At 64.9% G+C, this 16,852-nt stretch carries 13 protein-coding genes; 6 read left to right on the forward strand and 7 right to left on the reverse strand.

The annotated features are described in order from the left end of the window. Nucleotides 1-21: 21 nt before the first annotated feature. Together GGC65_RS00125 and GGC65_RS00130 are read left to right on the forward strand one after the other, a co-directional pair. The gene (locus GGC65_RS00125; protein ID WP_192645305.1) at nt 22-2,505 is read left to right on the forward strand and encodes a glycoside hydrolase family 3 protein; all 2,484 of its coding nucleotides are present in this window, start codon (nt 22-24) and stop codon (nt 2,503-2,505) included. A gap of 47 nt (nt 2,506-2,552) precedes the next feature. Next, nucleotides 2,553-3,857 carry a sugar MFS transporter gene (locus tag GGC65_RS00130; protein ID WP_192645306.1) on the forward strand — a complete coding sequence of 435 codons (1,305 nt, stop codon included), beginning with the start codon at nt 2,553-2,555 and terminating at the stop codon, nt 3,855-3,857. Between the two features lie 82 nt (nt 3,858-3,939). On the opposite strand, the gene GGC65_RS00135 is transcribed toward GGC65_RS00130, so the two are convergent. Then, on the reverse strand, nt 3,940-5,076 hold the full coding sequence (locus GGC65_RS00135) for a diguanylate cyclase (protein ID WP_192645307.1): 1,137 nt from the start codon (nt 5,074-5,076) through the stop codon (nt 3,940-3,942). Between the two features lie 183 nt (nt 5,077-5,259). Between GGC65_RS00135 and GGC65_RS00140 the strand changes: the two genes are divergently transcribed. Then, complete coding sequence (locus GGC65_RS00140; RefSeq protein WP_192645308.1) at nt 5,260-6,618, forward strand: ATP-grasp domain-containing protein; 1,359 nt, start codon at nt 5,260-5,262, stop codon at nt 6,616-6,618. Beyond that, nucleotides 6,615-7,406 (forward strand): sulfite exporter TauE/SafE family protein, encoded by a 792-nt coding sequence (locus GGC65_RS00145; RefSeq protein WP_192645309.1) that lies wholly within the window; start codon nt 6,615-6,617, stop codon nt 7,404-7,406. The genes GGC65_RS00140 and GGC65_RS00145 overlap by 4 nt, the downstream gene beginning before the upstream one ends. Here GGC65_RS00145 and GGC65_RS00150 read toward each other — a convergent pair. Then, on the reverse strand, nt 7,403-9,571 hold the full coding sequence (locus GGC65_RS00150; protein WP_225940607.1) for a S9 family peptidase: 2,169 nt from the start codon (nt 9,569-9,571) through the stop codon (nt 7,403-7,405). The two genes, GGC65_RS00145 and GGC65_RS00150, sit on opposite strands and share 4 nt — an antisense overlap. A gap of 256 nt (nt 9,572-9,827) precedes the next feature. On the opposite strand from GGC65_RS00150, the gene GGC65_RS00155 reads away from it, so the two are divergent. Continuing rightward, complete coding sequence (locus tag GGC65_RS00155; protein ID WP_192645310.1) at nt 9,828-12,020, forward strand: TonB-dependent receptor; 2,193 nt, start codon at nt 9,828-9,830, stop codon at nt 12,018-12,020. A 56-nt stretch (nt 12,021-12,076) separates the two neighbouring features. Here the strand turns inward: GGC65_RS00155 and GGC65_RS00160 are convergent, their stop codons facing one another. From GGC65_RS00160 to GGC65_RS00170, 3 genes are read right to left on the reverse strand one after another with little or no spacing between them, the layout of a single operon-like run. After that, the gene (locus GGC65_RS00160) at nt 12,077-13,084 is read right to left on the reverse strand and encodes a histone deacetylase family protein (RefSeq protein WP_318780098.1); all 1,008 of its coding nucleotides are present in this window, start codon (nt 13,082-13,084) and stop codon (nt 12,077-12,079) included. Next, nucleotides 13,081-13,659, reverse strand: coding sequence for an FMN-binding negative transcriptional regulator (locus GGC65_RS00165; protein WP_192645312.1), 579 nt, complete (start codon nt 13,657-13,659; stop codon nt 13,081-13,083). Before GGC65_RS00165 ends, GGC65_RS00160 begins: the two co-directional genes overlap by 4 nt. Continuing rightward, on the reverse strand, nt 13,656-14,612 hold the full coding sequence (locus tag GGC65_RS00170; protein WP_192649323.1) for an alpha/beta hydrolase: 957 nt from the start codon (nt 14,610-14,612) through the stop codon (nt 13,656-13,658). Before GGC65_RS00170 ends, GGC65_RS00165 begins: the two co-directional genes overlap by 4 nt. A gap of 176 nt (nt 14,613-14,788) precedes the next feature. Between GGC65_RS00170 and GGC65_RS00175 the strand changes: the two genes are divergently transcribed. Then, the gene (locus tag GGC65_RS00175; protein ID WP_318780099.1) at nt 14,789-15,547 is read left to right on the forward strand and encodes a helix-turn-helix transcriptional regulator; all 759 of its coding nucleotides are present in this window, start codon (nt 14,789-14,791) and stop codon (nt 15,545-15,547) included. An 18-nt stretch (nt 15,548-15,565) separates the two neighbouring features. Here GGC65_RS00175 and GGC65_RS00180 read toward each other — a convergent pair whose 3' ends face one another. Together GGC65_RS00180 and GGC65_RS00185 are read right to left on the reverse strand one after the other, a co-directional pair. After that, nucleotides 15,566-15,988, reverse strand: a complete 423-nt coding sequence (locus GGC65_RS00180; protein ID WP_192645313.1) for a DUF2147 domain-containing protein — start codon at nt 15,986-15,988, stop codon at nt 15,566-15,568. Next, nucleotides 15,985-16,842 (reverse strand): metal-dependent hydrolase, encoded by an 858-nt coding sequence (locus tag GGC65_RS00185; protein ID WP_192645314.1) that lies wholly within the window; start codon nt 16,840-16,842, stop codon nt 15,985-15,987. Before GGC65_RS00185 ends, GGC65_RS00180 begins: the two co-directional genes overlap by 4 nt. Between the last annotated feature and the right edge of the window lie 10 nt (nt 16,843-16,852).

Genomic DNA, 16,852 nt, shown 5'->3' on the forward strand with positions numbered 1-16,852 from the left:
CATTGAGGGATGGGAGAGACGATGCGCCGACAGGCAATGGTTATGGCGACCGCGCTGCTTTTGGCAGGAACCGCGGGCGCCGCCGCACAAACCACCGGTTCCGACGCGGCCGCGGTTCATCCCGAACTATGGCCGGCAGCGAAAAGCCCGGCGACGATCACCGACGCGGCGACCGAAAAGCGCATCGACGCGCTGATCAAGAAGATGACGGTCGAGCAGAAGGTTGGCCAGCTGATCCAGGGCGACATCAGCACGATCACGCCCAAGGATCTCGAAACCTATCCGCTCGGGTCGATCCTCGCGGGCGGCAACAGTGGGCCGAACGGCAATGAACGCTCGACCGCCGCCGACTGGGCGAAGCTGGTCGGCGATTTTCGCGCGGTGTCGCTGCGTCCGCAAGCGAATGGTGTCGCGATCCCGATCATCTTTGGCGTCGATGCCGTCCACGGGCATAATAATATCCCGGGCGCGACGCTGTTTCCGCACAATATCGGCCTCGGCGCCGCGCGCGATCCCGAGCTGATCCAGCGCATCGGTGCGGTCACCGCCGCCGAAATCGCCGGCAGCGGGATCGAATGGACCTTTGCCCCGACGCTGGCGGTGCCGCAGGATCTGCGCTGGGGCCGCAGCTATGAAGGCTATGCGTCGGACCCGAAGCTGATCGCAGACTATGCGAAGGCGATGGTGCTCGGTCTGCAAGGCCCGCTGGTCGCGGGCAAGACGGTCGGTCCGCAACATGTCGCAGCGACCGCGAAGCATTTCCTTGCCGACGGCGGCACGTTCGAGGGCAAGGACCAGGGCGATGCCAAGGTCGACGAAAAGACCCTGATCGCGAAGCATGCGATGGGGTATCCCGCCGCGATCGACGCCGGCGCGCTGACCGTGATGGCGAGCTTCTCGAGCTGGCAGGGCGTCAAGCATCACGGCAACAAGGGGCTGCTCACCGACGCGCTCAAGGACAGGATGGGCTTTGCGGGCTTCGTCGTCGGCGACTGGAACGGGCATGGGCAGGTCGCGGGATGCAGCGTCACCGATTGCGCGCAGTCGATCAACGCCGGGCTCGACATGTTCATGGCGCCCGACAGCTGGAAGGGGCTTTACGAGACCACGCTGAAACATGCGAAGGACGGCACGATTTCGGCGGCGCGGCTCGACGATGCGGTGCGGCGTATTTTGCGCGTGAAATACAAGCTCGGCCTGTTTCCTGAAGGGCATGTCGACCGCAGCGTGGTGAAGGCGGTCGGCACGCCCGAGCATCTCGCCATCGCGCGCGAAGCGGTCGCGAAGTCGCTCGTGCTGCTCAAGAACAATGGCAGCGTGCTGCCGATCAAGCCGGGCGCCCGCGTGCTCGTGACCGGGCCTGCGGCCGACAGCATGGCGATCCAGTCGGGCGGCTGGACGATCAGCTGGCAGGGGACCGACGTCACCCACGCCGACTTCCCCAATGGCCAGACGATCTGGGAAGCGCTCAACAAGTCGGTGCGCGATGCGGGTGGTGTTGCGACGCTATCCGAGGGCGGGGTGTTTAAGGAGAAGCCCGACGTCGCGATCGTCGTGTTCGGCGAAAATCCCTATGCTGAATTCCAGGGCGATGTTGCGACGCTCGACTATCAGCCGACCGAGGCCACCGATCTCGCGACGCTCAAGAAGCTGAAGGCCGCGGGCATTCCGGTGGTCGCGCTGTTCCTGTCGGGGCGGCCGATGTTCACCAACCCCGAAATCAACGCTTCCGATGCGTTCGTTGCAGGCTGGCTGCCGGGGTCGCAGGGCGTGGGTGTCGCCGACGTGCTCGTCGCGGGCAAGGACGGCAAGACGCCGCGCGCCTTCACTGGCACCCTGCCTTTCGCCTGGCCCGCCGATGCGCGCTCGCCCGTTGAAAAGCCACAGTTCGCGGTCGGTTATGGCTTGAAATATGGTGCTACCACCACCGTTCCGCAGCTGTCCGAAGAATTGGGCGTCGACATCGCCGCAGCGTTGAATGTCGAGAATTTCTTCTCGGGTGGCCGCGCACGCGCGCCGTGGGTGCTCTCGATCACCGACGCGGGCGGCAAGCGCCCGGTCGAATCCGGGCCGATCACGAGCCCCGGCGGCATGATCGCGGCGCGATCGGTCGATGTGCGCGCGCAGGAGGACGGCAAGTCCTTCACCTGGACTGGTCCGGCGACACTCGAATTGACCGGCCCCTATGCGGACCTGTCGCGCCAGCTCAACAACAGCTTCGCGCTGCGCGTCGACTGGCGGATCGATGCGGCCGGCGGCGCGCCAGTCAGCCTTGCGCTCGGCGGCAAGGCGTTCGACATCTCGGCATTGGTCAAAGCCGCGCCGAAGGGACAGGTGTCGACGATCAAGGTGCCGCTGCGCTGCTTCGCCGACGCGGGCGCCAATCTGAAGCAGGTCGATTATGCCGTCTCGATCGCCGGCGACAAGGGCTTCGCGGCCACGCTGCTGAATACGAATGTCGAGGCTGTTGGAGAGAATCTGCCTTGCCCGCCCGCGGCCAAATAACCAAACCCGCAAACGGGTTGGCTCGATAAAAATATAGGGAGAGAGACATGGCATTGGCTCCGAACGTCGCGACGGGCGTAGATCCGAACGCGATCGAACAGCCGGGCAGGGGCGGCGGTGGCACGAAACTGGTGCTGATCCTCGCGTTCGCAGTGTTTTTCCTGCTTGGCGGGGTGACGAACATCAACGACCTTCTAGTCGGCAAGTTCAAGCCGATGTTCCACCTGACGCATGCCGAAGCGAACCTCGTGCAGATGGCGTTTTTCATCGCTTATGGGGCCTTTTCGATCCCGGCCGGCATCGTCATGTCGAAGCTCGGCTATATCCGCACCTTCGTGCTCGGCTTCATCATTGTGGCGGCCGCGGCTTTCCTCTTTATCCCGGCTTCGGCTGCGGCGTCCTATCCCGGTTTCCTTGCCGCGCTCTTTTGCATCGGTGCGGGGATTACGGTGCTGCAGGTCGCGATGAATCCGGTGATCACGACGCTGGGCCCGGTCGAAACCTCGCACAGCCGGCTGACCTTCGCGCAGGCGTTCAATTCGATCGGCGTGTTCCTGATGGTCTATGGCGGGGCGACCTTCCTGCTAGGCGATTCGACGCCGATCGATCCCGAGACTTCGACCGAGGCGCAGATCCAGGCGTATCGCGTTGCCGAGGGCGCATCGATCGGCACCGCCTATATGTGGCTCGGGGTGCTGATGCTGGTGATCGCGGCGATATTCTGGATGTACCGGTCGGCGATCGACCATGCGAAGACCGACGATGTGAAGCTGGAGGGCACCTGGGGCCTGTTGACCCATAACCGCCGCGTCCAGTTCGGCGCTCTTTGCATCTTCGTCTATGTCGGCGCCGAAGTGGCGATCGGCTCGAACCTCATGGCCTATCTCGCCGAGCCGAGCGTGATGGGGCTGGGGCTCCAGGCGGCGGGCAAGCTCGTCGCGATGTACTGGCTCGGTGCGCTCGTCGGCCGCTTGCTCGGCGGTTTCATCCTGCGACTGGCCAAACCGGGACGCGTGCTCGCGACCTTTGCGGCGGGTGCGATTTCGCTGATCATCCTGTCGGCAGTGACGACGGGTGCGCTGTCGGGTTGGGCGCTGATCCTCGTCGGCTTCTGCAATTCGCTGATGTTCCCGACGATCTTCAGCCTCGCCACCGAAGGGCTCGGCGAACAGACGCCGCAGGGATCGGGTATCATGTGTACCGCGATCATCGGCGGCGCGATCGTCCCCTTCCTGTTCGGAACGGTGGCCGACCTCAGCGGTGACATCCGTATCGCGCTGGCGGTGCCGCTCATCTGCTATGCGATCATCGCAAGTTTCGGACTGTGGGCGGCGCGCCGGGCGACGGCGTAACGGTCAAGCGGAATAAAGCCGCGGACGGTCGCGCTCTGGTGCACGATCGCCCGCGGCTACCCGCCCCCTCGCGGGAAGTCTGTTAGGCCGGGTTGGCGATCTCGACGCGGTTTCGCCCGCCTGCCTTGGCTTTGTAAAGGGCCTCGTCGGCCGCCTTCAGCGCCGCGCGCGTGTCGCCATAACCAAAGACATCGGCAACCCCGCCCGAGAAGGTGATCTGGCCGAAAGGTTCGTCGGTCTTGCGATTGATCAGCCGCCGGTCGGCCAGTGCCTCGCGCGCATCGTCAAGCTTTTCGGCCGCTTGCGACGGGGTCAGCCCGCGGAACAGCATGACGAATTCTTCGCCGCCGTGACGCGCGACGTGGCAATGGTCGTTCGAAATCCGTGCCAGCGTATCGGCGATCGCCTTGATCACGCGGTCGCCGGCCTCATGGCCGTGGAGGTCGTTGACCTTCTTGAATTCGTCGATGTCGCAGAAGGCGATGCTGAGCGGTTCGACCGCCGCGCGCGCTTCCTTATAGTGGCGATCGAGCAGGATTTCGAACGCGCGGCGGTTGGGCAGCCCCGTCAGATAATCGAGCTCGGCATCGCGTTTGGCGCGATCGAGGCTGCGGCGAAGCGCCTTCGCCTCATCCTCGCTCTTGCGCATATCGTCCTCGGCCTTGCGCGTGCGTTCGAGCATGACCTTGGCAAGATCTGCAAGGCTGGAGACGATGCGCCCCGTTTTCTCGAGCTGTTCGAGGTCGACGACATGCTGTTCGAGCTCGGTGCCATAGTCGCTCGTGACGGCCCGGGCTTCCTTTGTATTCGCCTGAAAAGCTTCGATATTGGTTTCGAGCCGCGTCATCAGCCGGTCGAGTTCGACGCGGTCGGGCTGACCGCTTTCCTGTTGGTCAAGCTCGTTGAGCCATGTCTGGTTGATGCCTTCGGCCGTCTGCGCCTGTGCGACGATCTGCCGTGCGAGCCGGGGATTGCGGCCCGAAAAGGCGCTATGCGCGAGCAGCAAATTGGTCGGCGACACATCGAGGTCGTTATCGACGAGGAAGGAGGTGATCGATGCCGCAAGCTCATATCGCACCTGCCGCGCGAAGCTGCGCGCTCCCCCCTCATCGGGCGGTACATCGCCGTCGTCCGGGGAGGCATCGCGCGCGCCGCGAAGCCCCAGCCAACCCAAAAGCCGTCCTACCGGCTCGTTCGATTGTGTTGCTTTGGTGGTCATGCGACAATTAACGATCCGCGCGGGGGAGATTTAAGCCCGTATCCTGTCCGCTTCGGAGCAATCGCCCGATCGGAACGCCAAAACAGAAACTTAGGCCCGTTCGCCGCGTGAGTGATTGCCTTGCGGGGACGTTCTCTGGCACTGTGCGGCAGCGCTCGAGCAGATATTCGAAGGAGCCGATTGTTGCTGGGCTGGATTTTCTTTGGACGGGATCTCGACCCGGCGCTTCCCGAAGTGCCCGAGATTCTGCGATTTCAGGAAGCCGCGGCGGAACGCGGGATCGAGCTTCACGTCCTGAAGCCGCATAATTTCGACATCGTCGCCGCGCCGGTTGACGGCTGGTCGGTGCATTATGAGGGGCATTCGCTCGCCCGGCCCGACTTCATCCTGTGCCGGACGGGTGCCGAGACCGATTATTTCACCCTCGCGGTGCTTCGCCATTTCGAGCGCCGCGGCGTGCGGCTGATCAACGGGCCCGAGGCGATCGACCTCGTTGCCGACAAGCTGCACACGATGCAGCGGCTGGCGCGCGCCGGGCTACCGATCCCCGCGACGATCCTCGGCAAATTCCCGATCGGGGTCGATGTCGTCGAGGAGGAGCTCGGTTTCCCCGTTATCGTCAAGACGCTGCGCGGGACGCGCGGCACGGGGGTCCTCAAATGCGAGGACCGCAGCCAGTTCGAGGATCTGGCGGGGCTGCTCGAAAGCGCCGACGCCAAGGCCGATTTCCTGTTCCAGCATTATGTGCGGTCGAGCCACGGCCGCGACGTGCGCGTGCTCGTGATCGGCGGGCGCGTGATCGCGGCGATGGAGCGGCGCTCGCCTGCGGGCCAGTTCAAATCGAACGTGTCGCTGGGCGGGGTCGGTATCGCTTACACGCCGACGGGCGAAATGGCCGATCTCGCGGCGCGCGCCGCCGATACGCTGGGGCTCGAGGTCGCAGGGATCGATATCTTGTTCGACGATGAGGGATACCGGATCTGCGAGGCGAATAGCGCCCCGGGATTCCAGGGATTGGAGCGCGCGTGCAGCATCGACGTGCCCAATGCGATCTTCGACTGGATCGAGGCGAGCCACGAGGTACAGGACCGGCCGATCAAGGCGGTGACCGGCGAGGCGCTGATCGATCTGGTGTTCGGCGGGCGGCTCAGCCTGCGCGCGGTCGGCGACCGGCTGGAGGAGCCGCGCGCCTTTGCGCGCGCGGTCGGCGTGCGGCTGGTCGGCGCGGGCGTGGGGTCGGTGCTGTCGTCGTTGATGCCGGGGCGCCGCGCGGCGCCGCACAGCCCGGTCGCGCGGCGTCTGGAGGCATTGCGCGCCGACGCGCGCGGCGTGCCGCTCGCGGTCGCGACCGATATCGATCAGGAACAGACTTTGCTGACCGTGCTCGGCGTGTCGATCTGGGCCGCGGTGCTGCCGTGGCTCGCGGGCGGCGAGCCGATCTTCGCCGGGGCGCTGTCGCTGATCGCGCTCGGCTTTCCCGCCGTGTTCCTGTTCACGCGCCGCACCCCGAAGGCGACCCGCGCGCGGCAGGCGGCGCGATGACGGCGTTCGACGGGCTCACGCTCTGGGCACTGCTGCCCTTCATCCTCGTCGGATTTGCCGCGCAGCTGATCGACAGCGCGCTCGGCATGGCGTTCGGCGTCATCGGGACCGCATTGCTGCTCACGCTGGGATTGCCGCCGGTATCGGCGTCGGCGGCGGTGCATCTTGCCGAAAGCTTTACCGGCGGCGTGTCGGGGCTCGCGCACGCGATGCAGCGCAACGTCGACTGGCGGCTGTTCCGCCGACTCGTCGTTCCCGGCATCGTCGGCGGCCTCATCGGCGTCTGGGTGCTGACGAACATCGACAACAGCATCGCGCGGCCGATCGTGCTCGCCTATCTCGGCGCGGTCGGCATCTACCTGCTCTGGCGCGGGGCGCGGCGTCCGCAAACCTATCGCAGCATCAAGTTCGTCGGGCCGCTCGGGCTGGTCGGCGGGATCGCCGACGGGTCGGGCGGCGGCGGCTGGGGACCGATCGTCAGCGCGAACCTGCTCGCGCAGGGTGCCGAGCCGCGCACCGTCATCGGGACGGTGAATGCCTCCGAATTTTTCGTCACCGTGACGATTGCTGCGGGTTTTCTCGGCGCGATCGGATGGCAGAGCTTCAGCACCGCCGCGATCGGCTTGCTCATCGGCGGAGTGATCGCCGCGCCGATCGGTGCCTGGCTAGCCCGCCGCCTGCGCGCCGACTGGCTGGTCGGCGCCGCGGGCGTGCTGTTGCTGCTCGCGAGCGCCTATGGCTTCATCGCCTTGATGTTTGCGCCGGCGCCGTCGTTCCGGGGTTTCTAGACGCAGCGCATCGCAAAGGCCCAGAAGAGCGCTTTCTGCTTATATTCGCTCTTGAGGTCGGCGCTGCCCTGATGGCCGCTGTCCATGTCGGTGTGCAGCAGCGCGGGGTTGCCGCTCGTCGAGCGGCGGCGCACCTCGGCGACGAGCTTTGCGGGCTCCCAATAGGCGACGCGGTCGTCCTTGAGGCCCGCGGTGCAGAGCAGGGGCGGGTAGGCGGCCGCCCGAACATTTTCATAGGGTGAGATCGAGGCGATATAGTCGTAGGCCTTGGGGTCGGCGAGCGGGTCGCCCCAGTCCGGGCGGAACAGCGGAACAAGCGGATGCGCGCCGTCGCTCATCGTGTTGAGCATGTCGACGAAAGGCACCTGTGCGATCACGCCGCTCCACAGGGTCGGGGCGATGTTCATGCTGGCGCCCACCAACAGCCCACCGGCCGAGAGGCCATAGGCGACGACTTTGCCCTTTGCGGTATAGCCTTCGCTGGCGAGATATTCGGCGCAGGCGATGAAATCGGTGAAGCTGTTGCGCTTGGTGAATTTGCGCCCGCCGAGGAACCAGCGGCGGCCTTTCTCCGATCCGCCGCGGACATGCGCGATCGCGTAGCGCCAGCCGCGGTCGACGAGAGCGAGCGCGGGGATCGAAAATTCGGGATCGCTCGGCACGCCGTATGAACCATAGCCATATTGGAGGAGCGGGGCCCTGCCATCCTTCTGCGCGCCTCGGCGCGAGAGCAGCGTGATCGGTACCATTTCGCCGTCGGGAGCGGGGGCGAGCAGCCGCTCGACCTCATAATCGTCGGGGTCGAAGTTCGCCACCGTCTGTTGCTGGACGATGCTCTGCTGGCCGCTCGCCAGATCGACGCGAATCCAGCGCCGCGGCGATTTGGGCGATTGATGGACGATCATCACCGATACGGCGTCATAGCTTTGTTCGGGCATCAGTTCGATCGCATAGGCGGGGTCGTCGAAAGCGACCGTCTGCTCCGAGCCGTCGGGATGCAAGATGACGAGACGGTGGAGGCCATCGACGCGCTCGAGCCGGACGAGCGCCTGCTTGAACGGCAGGAGATGGAGGATCGGCGTTCCCGCGCGGTGCGGGACGAGCGTTGCCGTCGTGCGAAAACTCTTCGGATCGAGGCGCAGCAGCGCCATGTCGAACGCGTCGTCGGCGTCGGTCAGCGCGATCAGGCCACCGTTCCATTCGTCGATGTCGTAGAGCACCCCTGTCTTGCGCGGCCAGACGACGACGGGCGCGCCCGTTTCGTCGGCCGCGGGCACCAGCCGCACTTCGGCGGTTTCGGGGCCCGCGAGAGTGAGCGCGACGAAACCGTCGGCGGCGGTGCGCTTGACCTGCATGAAGATTGCGGGGTCCTGTTCCTCATAGACGAGGTCGGTGACCTTGCCGTCGACCGAGGTGCGATAGAGGCGCGTCGGACGGTTACGCGCATCGCGCCAGATCCAGAACAGCCAGCGCGACGAGGGCGCGAAGACGAGCCCACCATAGCCATAGGCGTCCTTGTCGACGATCGTGCGGACCTCGCCGCTGGCATTGTCGCGGATGACAATACGGTGGCGGTCGTTGCCAATGACATCCTCGGCCCAGGCGAAATAGCGGTGATCGGGGCTCGGCTGATGCCCGGTGCTGCGGAAATAGGGCTGATCCTTCGCGCGCGACGCCTCATCGACCAGCTGCTCGGGCTTCCCGCCCTTCCGGCTGCGGGTGTAGATCGCGTGCGCCGCGCCGGCGGGCCGCGCCGATCCATAGTCCCAGCCGTCCTTTTCGAGCGCCGGGGCGGCGACATCGCCCGATGCACGGGCGAGCATCGCATCGAGCAGCTTCGCGCGCTCGTCCGCGAGCGGCGCGAGGATCGCGTCGGCATAGTCATTCTCGGCCTTCAGCATCGTGCCGACCGCCTCGGGCAGATTGTCGCGCGACCGCTCGCCGCTCGCCGGGATGAATTTCATCCAGCTATAGGCATCGTCGCGCTGGCGGCCCAATTGATCGATCACATGCGAAATGCGCGGCGATTGCGGCGGCGCAATCTTGGGCCAGCGTCCGGGAGACGCCTGTTCGAATGCCCAAACCGCGCGATTTCCCAGCAAGAGCGCCGCAATTGCGGCGCTGCCCATAAATGCTCGCCGCCCCTTGTTTTCGATGTTCTGCATGCGACCCTCTCTCGCCCGGTGGGGATGTGGCGTCCAGTGTATGGCGCGGCGATTGGCTTACTGCACCGATCAGGCCGCCCAATCCATTGATCGGGCAAATTGGCGGCAAGTCCCCACGAAACGGCTGTTTCCTGCGCGAACCGCTGGCCCGATCCGGCTGGAATATGGCCCGACCATCGCCGCCACGCCAGTTTCGCATGATAGCTTGAGCATCGGATTTTCCTACCGATAGGCAATCTCAATTAGGGAGGCAAAAATGGGGTGTGCATCGTTCAGGCGCGTCGTGGCGTGCGGCATTTCGATACTGGCGCTGGGTCAGGCATCGCATGCGCTGGCACAGGAGGTCGACGACAGCGAAATCGTCGTCACCGCCGCGAAGCGCGAACAGTCGGCGCGCGATGTCACCGGGTCGCTCACTGCGGTCAGCGAAGCGACGTTGCAGAAGCTCAACGCCCAGAGCCTGTCCGATTATATCACGCGCGTCCCCGGCGTGGTTTTCAACGACTATCAGCCCGGCGTCTCCGAGGTGGTCATCCGCGGCGTCGCGTCGTCGACCTATCATGAGGCGAACCAGGCGACGACCGGCTATTATCTCAACGAAATCCCGTTGATCGAGCCCGGCTTTCCCGTTGTCATCCCCGACGTCGACAGCTTCGATGTCAGCCGCGTCGAAGTGCTACGCGGGCCGCAGGGCACGCTCTTCGGCTCGTCGTCGCTGGGCGGCGCGGTCAATTATGTCGTCAACGAAGCCGATCCCGCGCGGTTCGACGCCGGCTTCGAGGGCATGGTGTCGACGACCAAGCGCGCCGACGGCGATGTCGGCTATGCGGTGAAGGGCATGGTCAACCTGCCGATCGCGACCGACAAGCTGGCGGTGCGCCTCGTCGCGCTGCAACGCGTCGATGCGGGCTATCTCGACAATACGCTGCTGGGCGAGAAGGGCAGCAACGATCTGCGCGTGCGCGGCTTGCGCGGTTCGATCGTCTTCACCCCGACCGAAACGACCCGCATTTCGGCGATCAGCATGTATCAGGAATATGATCTCGACGATCAGACCTATGTCCTGTTCGGTCCCGAGAAGACCTATGAGCGCGCGACGAACCTCGCCGAGTTTCAGGACACCGACTTCATGCTGCACAGCCTGCGTTTCGAGCAGGATCTGGGCTTCGCGACGCTGACCGCGCTCGGCAGCCATATCGAGAAAAATGCCGAAGTGCTGTTCGACTATTCGATCTTCGGCGGCAATGATCCGCGCACGAACACGCCGCTGCTCGATCGCGGCCGCTCGAAATCGAAGACCGACTATGTCGAAGTCCGGCTGGCGTCGCCCGACGAGGGGCCGTTCAAATGGCTGATCGGTGCCAACTATACCAAGATGCGGTCGACCGGGAACGGGCTGCTCTATATCGAGGGGATCAGCGACTATATCGACGCCAATCCCGGAGAATTCGGCGGGCAGACGGGCGAGCAGCTCGCCCCCGGCGATTTTTCGGAGCGGACCTTCAGCCGCAACCGCGTGACCGAAAAGGCGCTGTTCGGCGAAGTGTCCTATGATCTCATCGACTCGCTGACGCTGACGCTCGGCGGCCGATTGTTCGAATATCGCACCCGCCCGCAGGCCGAATTGCTGCCGAACGCGGCGCAGGTTCCAGCCTATAATTTCGAGGCGGATGCCGAGAAGCACTCGGACTTCATTCCGAAGGCGTCGCTGACCTTCAAGCCGAGCAAGGATTTCATGCTCTATGCGCTCTACTCGGAGGGCTTCCGGATCGGCGGGCTCAACGTCTTCGCGCTGCCCTATCCCGAACTGCCGCTGACGTTCGGCAGCGACACGACGAAGAATTTCGAGATCGGGACGCGCTTCGACGTGATCGACAATACGCTGTCGGTCGACCTTACCGTCTATCATATCGACTGGAATAACATTCAGGCGCGGCTCTTCACGCCCGACGTCCGGGCGTACACGACGAATGGCGGCGGCGCCGACATCGACGGGATGGAACTGAGCCTGACGCTGCGTCCGACGCGCAACCTGACTTTCCAGTCGAACGTGTCGTACAACGATGCCCGCCTGTCCGAGCTGCTGCCCGACACCTTCGCGCCCGGTGGGGGCTATGCGAAGGGAACGCGGCTGCCCGGCGCATCCGAGTGGATCCTTGCGAACAGCATCGACCTGAGCTTCCCGGCCTCGAAGCTGAAGCCGCGCTTCGGCATCGCGCACCGCTATCTGTCGAGCGCGCCGGTCGATTTCGCCGGTTCGCTGGAGAAGGGCGATTTCCATATCGTCGACCTGAACGCGTCGATCGCGGTGACCGAGCAGATCGAACTCGGGCTATTCGCGAAGAATCTGTTCGACCAATATGGCATCTCGAACGCGCCCTTTGCGTTCGCGGGTTCGGTTGCGCGGCCGCGCACGATCGGCGCGACCGTGCGCTTCAGCCTGAACTGAGGAACATGAAAGGGCCGCACCGCTCGACCGAGCGGTGCGGCCCTTTCTATTTGTCTTTAGAAGCCCGAGAGAAACGCGGCGACATTCTTGCCAAGATCGCCGACGGCATAGCCGCCTTCCATCACGATCAGCGTCGGAACACCAAGCGCCGAGATGCGCCCCGCCAGTTCGGCATAATCGTGGCGTTCGAGCGCGAAGCTGGAAATCGGGTCACTGCTGTGCGTGTCGGCGCCGAAGGACAGGATCAGCAACTTCGCGCCCCAATTCGAAATCGCCGCGAGCGCGGTTTCGAGCGCGGGCGCATAGCTTCGTCCATCGGTGCCGCGGGGCAAGGGGAGGTTGAGCGTTGCTCCTTCGCCCGCGCCTTCGCCGGTCTCGTCGGCATGGCCCCAGTAAAAGGGGTAATCGGTGCGCGGGTCGGCATGGATCGAGACGAAGAAGATGTCCGGATCTTCGTAGAAGATATCCTGCGTGCCATTGCCGTGGTGATAGTCGATGTCGAGCACCGCAACCGGACCGAGGCCGCGCGCGTGCGCCTCGCGCGCGGCGATTGCGGCGTTGTTGAGGTAGCAATAGCCGCCCATATAGTCGCGGCCGGCATGGTGGCCGGGCGGGCGGCACAAGGCGAAGGCATGCGCCTCGCCGCTGGTCGCGAGATGGTCGAGCGCGGTGAGCGCGCCCTGCGCGGACCAATAGGCCGATTCCCAGGTTCCTGCCGCAATCGGCGTTCCCGCGTCATAGCTATACGCGCCAAGGTCGGCATCGATGCGCCCGAAGCTCAACGGACGGCGGCGCCGGACCGGGAAGGTGTAGCCGATCGCATCGCCGCTGCGTCCCGCCGCGAGCCAGTCGCGATGCGCGCGTTCGAGGAAGGCGAGATAGCCGGCGTCATGCACCGCGAGCAGTGGCGCCATGCCGAAATCGCGAACCGGACGCCAATCGCTGAAGGCTTCGACGATCGAGCGCGGGCGTTCGACATTTTCCGCATAAGGCACCCAGTCGCCATTGTGCAGTTCGCGCAACGGCGCGTGGACGGTCTGGCGGTGGTCGAAGAAATGCTTCACCTCTTGGCCTGTCCTTCCATCCATTTCGCGAGCGTCCGGTCGCTATGGCCGGCGACGATCTCGGCAAAGACCTGCGCGCTCTCATCCTGCCCCAGCTTGAAACTGTGTTCGGTCGAGCGGACATGGGCGCGAAAGGCGATGATCTGATCGAGCATCGCCTCATAGCGCGCGCCGAGGCTGGCTGTCGACCAGGTGCCGCCTTCCGTTTTCGCGACCAGCTGCTCGACCGCCTCGCGCGTTTCGGCGCCGACGAACTCGACTTCGACGATAAAGCGGAGCACCGCATAATTCCACGTCGGCGCCCAGTCGGACTTGGAAACCAACGCCGTCGGAACATGGCCCGCCGGGCCGTTGAACAGGATCAGGCCGCCGGGGTTCGCGCGGAAATCGGCGACTAGCGCATTACGCAGCGCGCAATGGCCAATCAGCGCAATCACCCTGCCTTCATCGTCGGTCTCGGCGATCAGCGGTAACGGGCTGGCATGGAACGCGCCCGATATCACCCATGCGAGCGGATATTCGGCGATCAGCCGGCCGATATCCGGTGCGCCGCGCGGTTCGTACAGACTGGTCATACCCCTATGATCTCACCTATCCATGTCGCCTGATGGTCGAGCGCCCGCGCCGCGATGGGCGCAATCGATACTGCCTCCAGAAAGCTGTGTGTCGCGCCCTGATAGGTGACCGCGCGCGTCGGCACGCCGGCTTCCTCAAGCTTGCTTGCGAAGCCATGGTTGCAATCGGCCAATATGTCGCACTCGGCAATGGCGAGGAAGGCGGGCGGCAGGCCGGTCAGGTCGGCGCGGAGCGGCGCGACCAGAGGGTCGGTGAGCTGGTCGGGGCCATCGACATAGGACGCCCAAAAGGCATCCATTTCGTCGGCTTCGAGCGAATAGTCGCCGTCGCCGAAGCGGGCATAGCTTGGCGTTCGCTCGGGCGCGAAGGCGCCGTAATTGAGCAGCATCGCGGCGGGTAGCGGGCGACCGCGCTGACGCTGCAGCAGGCAGGTCGCGACCGACAGGTTGGCGCCGGCGGAATCGCCGCCGATCAGCACGCGGTCCGCGTCGAGGTCCAGCGCATCCGCCTGCGTTGCGATCCAGTCGAGCGCCGCGGCGCATTCCTCCAGCGCGACGGGGAACTTGTTTTCGGGAGACAGGCTGTAATCGATGCCGAGCACTGCGATGCCCGCGCGCGCGGCATATTCGCGCATCAGCCGGTCGTGCGTGTCGATGCTGAACAAGGTCCAGCCCCCTCCGTGGATATAGAGCATGACGGGCAGCTTTGCGCCCTCGACGGGGCGGTGGAGGCGCAGCCGCACGCCGCCCATGTCCATTTCGCGGCTCTCCGCCATTATCGGGCCACCTTCGCGCCACGGCGTACGCACCTTTTCGGCGACTTGGCGGCGGACCGCCATGCTCGCACCCGCCGGTGCACCATGTTCGACGTAGGCCGCGTTGATCGCATCGACAAAGCGCCGGACATCGGGGTCGGCCATGTCGTCCTGCACGGAGCTCAAGCCCTTGGGCATATAAGGTATATCCTTCTCGAAACGATCCTTGCTCGCCTGATAGCTTTTACACGTCCGCATCTATCGCCCAATCGGGCCAATCACCGCACCGGACAGGCCAGTGGGCGCATCTTGACTGGTCAGTGGGGAGTGCGGCCTATATTGTGCGATTGTCTGATACTTGTAAGGATTGGGCCGTGAAGCATAGCGTCGATGTCCTGACGAACGAACGCCCGGTCATGGCGCTGCAGGATGAATATCCGGCCGGCTTCATCGATCCGATGCACAGCCACGACCATATCCAGATCCTCTATGCCTCGGCCGGCGTGATGTCGGTTCGGACCCCCGAGACGAGTTTCGTGATCCCGCCGCAGCGCGCAGTGTGGCTCCCCGCGGGGACGCGGCACGAGGTCGCGTGCCGCGGCCCGGTGTCGCTCCGGACGCTTTATATGCCGTGCGAAGACCGAAAACATGAGAAGGAATGCCGCGTCTTCGAGGTGTCGAACCTCGTCAAATCGCTGATCCTCGAAGTTGTCGATTTCCCCGCGCTGTACGACATCAACGGGCGCGAGGGGCGGATCATCACGCTGTTGCTCGACGAGATCGGACGGATGCCCAACGCGCCCTATCAGGTGTCGATGCCATCGAACCCGCGCCTGCTCCGCGTTTGCAACGCGATCATCGCCGACCCGTCGGACCCGCGCGACATCGACGACTGGGCGGCGCTCGCGGCGATGGGACGGCGGACCTTCACCCGCAGCTTCAAGCAGGAAACGGGGATGGGGCTTGCGGTGTGGCGCCAGCAGGTGCGGTTGATGGAGGCGCTCTCGCTGCTCGCTGCGGGGGCGTCGATTACGCAGGTCACTTATGACGTCGGTTACGACAGCCCGAGCGGGTTCGCCGCCATGTTCCGCCGCGCCTTCGGTGTGCCGCCGAGCCAATATCTGAAGCACTGACCGAGCGGCCGTGACCCGCTAGTTCGCGCGGGTCCAGATTTTTGTACGGCAGAAAAAGGCAACGCAGCCTTTCAGTTCGAGCTTGCCGTTCGGGAGCAGCTTCAGCTGTCCCTTTGACGCGCCGTCGCCCGATTCCGGGTCATAGACCGGCCCGCCTTTCCACTCGGTCGGACCGCCGGTGAAGCCGTTGAGCACCACAAGGCCTTTCAGCTTGCGCTGGCGCAGCTTCGCGTCCGAATTGCGTTCGTCGCGAAGGTCGGGGTTCGCACGGAGCCGCTTGGCGTCGATGACCCGGCCGCACAGTGCCTTGCCGCAGCGATAGATCTCGACGCGCCCACCCTCGCTGCCCGTCGCCCAGATGCCGGTAATATCGGCCGCAAAGGCCGCGCCGGGCATGGCGAAGGCCGCCGCCGTAACGAAGGTGAGGGCGAACCGCTTCATACGGCGATCGCCTTCGGCTTTGCGGCTTCGAGCAAATGCAGCGCCTCTTCGAGCAGCCCTCGGTCGTCGACTTCCCATGGATGGAATCCCGGCTTCATGTAGGTGAAGACGCCACGTAATAGCGCGCGCATCAAGCCGTGACGACCATAAAGCCAGGCGAGCAGCACTTTCCACGTCGCCCAGTCGTTGCGCCCGTCCTGGCGCAGCAGGTCGGCGGTGTTGCGAAAGATGACATAGTGGAAACGCATCGTCGTGACGCACATCACCGTGCTGCGCTTGAGCCAGCGGCGCAGCGGGGTCATCGCGCGCGCGGCGTGAAGATAGGTGTCGAACGCCACCGCCTTATGCTCGATTTCCTCGATCGCGTGCCAGCGCCACAGTAGCTGCGCTTCTTCCGACGCGCCGCCGAGATGCTCGGGGTTCGCGAGCGCATCGTGCGCGAGCGCCGCGGTGAAATGTTCGAGCGCGCAGGTTGCGGCGAGCTGCTGGATCGGCGAGCGGCGCTTTGCCCAAGCGATGGTGCGGCGCGCGCGATCCTCGGCCGACGCGATATCGAAACCCGCATCCTCGGCTTGGCGGTTGAACACGACATGCTCGCGGGTGTGCATCGATTCCTGATACAGAAAATCGTCGATCTGCCCGCGCAGCGGCTGCGGCGTGCCCTCGCGATAATGGCGGACCGCGGTCATGAAGAATTTCTCGCCGACCGGGAAGGTTGACGATAGCGCGTTGAAAAAGGCGGTGCGGCCGGGGTCGCCGCTGTGCCACCAGCGCGGCGGCGGCGTCTCGCGACCGAATTTCAGGTCGCGCTTTTCGATCCGGATATCGGCGGGCGTGTGGAGGGGCGTGGGCATCGTGCAACCT

The organism is Sphingopyxis sp. OAS728, from assembly GCF_014873485.1.
Classification (GTDB): Bacteria; Pseudomonadota; Alphaproteobacteria; order Sphingomonadales; family Sphingomonadaceae; genus Sphingopyxis.